The following is a 4,006-nucleotide window of genomic DNA, read 5'->3' as shown; positions in this document are numbered from 1 at the left end:
CGCCATCCGCGGCGGCACGGCGGGCGGCAGGGCGTCGAGCACCCACCACACCAGACCGCCCACGAGCAGGGGCCGCGCCCCGCCCCGCCGAAACCCACCGCGAACGGCACCCAGGCGCGCGACTTCAGGCTGCGCCCGCAGAAGGGACAATGGGCCTCCTCGGGATAGACCTGAGCCCCGCAGCCGGGGCAGAAGTCCGATCTCGAGTCCATAAGCACGCCTCCGGACGCTGGAACCACCGTGCCGAGCCGGAGCGCCCGGCACGCAAGAGGGCGCCCTTTAGCAGACCATTGTGGCGGTTCCTATTGCGGATTGCCGAAATTGAGCGGCGGCGGCGGCGGCATGTCGAGGCCCGGCGACAGGTTGTCGAACTGCTGCTGGATCTGCTTCTGGTCCAGCTGCACGCCGCCCGACTTGTAGTGCGTCACCATGCCGGGGAAGAGGATAATGAGCGCCACCATGATGAGCTGGATGAACACGAACGGCACGGCGCCCCAATAGATCTGGCCGGTCGTCACCGGCTCCATCCTCTTGCCGGTGACGCGGTCGACATAGGGCACCTTGGCTGCCACCGAGCGCAGGAAGAACAAAGCGAAGCCGAACGGCGGGTGCATGAAGGAGGTCTGCATGTTCACCGCCAGCATCACGCCGAACCAGATCAGATCGATGCCGAGCTTGTCGGCCGCGGGCCCGAGCAGCGGGATGATGATGAAGGCCAGCTCGAAATAGTCGAGGAAGAAGGCGAGCACGAACACCAGCGCGTTGACCGCCACGAGGAAGCCCACCTGCCCGCCGGGCAGCGAGACCAGGAGCTCCTCCACCCACAGGTGCCCGTCCACGCCGTAGAAGGTCAGCGAGAACACGCGCGCGCCGAGCAGGATGAACAGCACGAAGGCGGAGAGCTTGGCGGTGGAATAGGTCGCCTGGCGCAGCAGGTCGAACTTCAGCCGGCCGCGCGCCAGTGCCAGCGCCAGCGCGCCGACCGAGCCCATGGCGCCGCCCTCCGTGGGGGTGGCGACGCCGATGAAGATGGTGCCCAGCACGAGGAAGATCAGCGCCAGCGGCGGCACCATCACGAACACCACCTGCTCGGCGAGCTTGGAGAGCAGGCCGAGCCGGAACACGCGGTTGAGCACGGCGATGACGAAGGCGAGGCCCACCGTCGCCGACATGGTCAGCACCACGAAGTCGGCGCCGAACTTCACGCCGCTCTCCCACATCGTGAAGATGCCGATGGCGATGGCGAGCGCGAGGGTGATGAACAAGGACGGCGTCAGCAGCTTCGCCGCCCCCGACAGCACGACATACAGCAGCAGGAAGGCGACGACGCCCCAGGCGAGCGTGTTGGCGATGCCGGGCAGCAGGTCCGCCGTCAGCCCCGGCAGGGAGCCGGTGGCGATCAGATAGGCGAAGCCCGCCGCGGCGACCGCGCCGAGCACGCGCGCGGGCGCGACTTCTGGTCGGGATCACGCAGGGTCTGCGCCTCCAGCGGCAGGCCGGGCGCCGCGCCGGGGAAGAGGGTCGAGACGAGGAAGATGTAGCCGGCATAAAGGCTGGCCAGGATCAGCCCCGGCAGGAAGGCGCCCTCATACATGTCGCCCACCGAGCGGTTCAGCTGGTCGGCCATGACGATGAGCACGAGCGAGGGCGGGATGATCTGCGCCAGCGTTCCGGACGCCGCGATGACGCCGGAGGCGACGCGCCGGTCGTAGCCGTAGCGCAGCATGATGGGCAGCGAGATCAGGCCCATGGAGATCACCGAGGCGGCACCACGCCGGTGGTGGCGGCGAGCAGCGCGCCGACGAAGATCACCGCATAGGCAAGGCCGCCGCGGATCGAGCCGAACACTTGGCCGATGGTGTCGAGCAGGTCCTCGGCCATCCCCGAGCGTTCCAGGATCAGGCCCATGAAGGTGAAGAACGGCACCGCGAGCAGCACCTCGTTGTTCATGGTGCCGTAGACGCGCTCGGGCAGCGCCTGGAGGAAGGAGGGCTCGAACAGGCCGAGCCAGATGCCGACCAGACCGAAGATCAGGCCGTTGGCGGCCAGCGAGAAGGCCACCGGGTAGCCCAGCAGCAGGAACACCACGAGCGCGCCGAACATGATCGGCGCCATATTGTGGATGAACCAGCCGCGGAAGCCGGGCTCGGCCGCGAACGCCATGTCCGGGGCGAGCGCGAGCAGGAGGCCGAGGGCGAGCGCCAGCGCGGCGAGCGGGAAGCGGATCTTCATCTCTGCCTCACTCGCCGCGGGTGCCGGGGACGGTCTTGGAACTGCCGGGCACTTCGGCCTCGGCCAGCAGGCGCTCGGCTTCCGCCGCCAGCGCCGCGTGGCTGCCGCCCGATCCCTCGTGGGGGTCCTCCATCCGGCCCGTGAAGATGGCGACGCGCTTGATCAGCTCGGAGAAGCCCTGCAGCGTCAGGAAGAAGAATCCGAGCGGCACCAGGAACTTGGCGGGCCACTGCGGGAGGCCGCCGGCGTTCAGCGACTGCTCGTTGATCTCGAACGAGGTCAGGAAGAAGGGCCAGGAGGTCCACAGCAGCAGGATCGAGAAGGGCAGAAGGAAAAACACGTGGCCGAAGATGTCGATGCCGTCGCGCACCCGCTTGCGCAGGTGGGAGTTCACGATGTCGATGCGGATGTGCTCGTTGTCCATCAAGGTCCACGAGGCGCACAGAAGGAACACCGCCGCGAACAGCACCCATTGCAGCTCCAGCCAGGAGTTGGAGCTGTAGTCGAACACTTTGCGCACCACCGCATTGATGGCGGAAACGAAGATGGCGACGACGATGAGCCAGGATGCGGCCTTGCCGATGCGCGCGTTGACGGCATCGACGGCTCGGGCGAATGCGAGCAGCATGGACATGATGAAACGATCCCTCGGAGCGCCAGCGGCTCGGGCCGCTCTTATGGGACCGCCCATGGCCATCCCGATTTGAGCCGGCACCATAGGGGAGAATGCGCAGGGTTCAAGGGGTGGACCGGACGCGCGCAGGCCCCGCAAGGCCTTCCCGGCGCTTGCCGCAGCGCATCTGCGACCAAAGTCGAAGCTGTGAAACCGCGATGACACAACGTCATCGCCCCGGGGACGACCCCGCGGCCTCACAAGCGGGACGGCCTCGCGGCGACGATGCCCGCGCGCCTCACCCCTCCGGCGCCTCCAGGATGGGATCGTACTGGCTGGCGTCGAAGCCGAGCACGGCGAAGGACTGCGCCATGTGCGGCGGCAGCGGCGCGGAGACGTCGATCACGCCCTGGCCGCGCGGATGCGGGATGATGAGGCGGCGGGCGAGCAGGTGCAGGCGGTTCTGCAGGCCGCCGGGCAGCTCCCAGTTCTCGATGTCGAAATATTTCGGATCGCCGACAATGGGATGGCCGATGTGGGCCATGTGGGCGCGCAATTGGTGGGTGCGGCCCGTCACCGGCTTCAGCGACAGCCAGGCGAGCTTCTGCGCCGCCTGGTCCACCACCGCATAATAGGTCACGGCGTGGCTCGCCTCGTCCTCGCCATGGCGGGCGACGCGCATCTTCTCCTCTTCCTCGTCGCGGGCGAGATAGGTGGAGATGCGGCCCTGGCGCGGCTTCGGCACGCCCGGCACCAGCGCCCAATAGACCTTGCGGGCTTCGCGGGAGCGGAAGCTCTTGGCCAGCACCGAGGCGGCGAGCCGCGACTTCGCCACCAGCAGGCAGCCGGAGGTGTCCTTGTCGATGCGGTGGACCAGGCGCGGCTTCTGGCCGTCCTTGTCGCGCATCGCTTCCAGCAGCCCGTCCACATGGCGGTAGGTGCCGGAACCGCCCTGGACGGCGAGGCCGAAGGGCTTGTTCATCACCATCACGTCCTTGTCCTCGTAGAGGATCAGGGACTTCAGGAAGGCGAGGTCGTCGTTTGCCTTGCCCTGGGCCTTGCCTTGGGCCTTGCCCGGCGCCTTGGCCGGTCCCTTGCCGGGCCCCAGGGCCGGTTCGGCGCCGCCTGGCCCCTTCGCGCCGGCATGCCCGGCGCCCGGCG

2 protein-coding genes and 1 pseudogene are annotated in these 4,006 nt (G+C 68.2%); all 3 read right to left on the bottom strand.

What is annotated here, in order from left to right; all coding sequences use genetic code 11:
• Window positions 1-302 precede the first annotated feature (302 nt).
• Window positions 303-2,163: pseudogene (locus AC2W7M_RS21380) on the bottom strand (TRAP transporter large permease).
• A gap of 76 nt (window positions 2,164-2,239) precedes the next feature.
• On the bottom strand, window positions 2,240-2,866 hold the full coding sequence (locus AC2W7M_RS21375; RefSeq protein WP_486134739.1) for a TRAP transporter small permease subunit: 627 nt from the start codon (window positions 2,864-2,866) through the stop codon (window positions 2,240-2,242).
• 277 nt (window positions 2,867-3,143) lie between these two features.
• The coding region (locus tag AC2W7M_RS21370) for an RluA family pseudouridine synthase (RefSeq protein WP_486134737.1) at window positions 3,144-4,006 on the bottom strand (863 nt) is incomplete at its 5' end.

Source organism: Xanthobacter sp. BG11Y11_SDJG (assembly GCF_057364445.1).
The sequence above is the reverse complement of the archived record's forward strand: the minus strand, read 5'-3'. Positions and strand labels throughout refer to the sequence as shown.

Excerpts from the sequence above, each read along its gene's own strand:
- AC2W7M_RS21375 (WP_486134739.1), bottom strand. The coding sequence starts at position 2,866 with ATGTCCATGCTGCTCGCATTCGCCCGAGCCGTCGATGCCGTCAACGCG.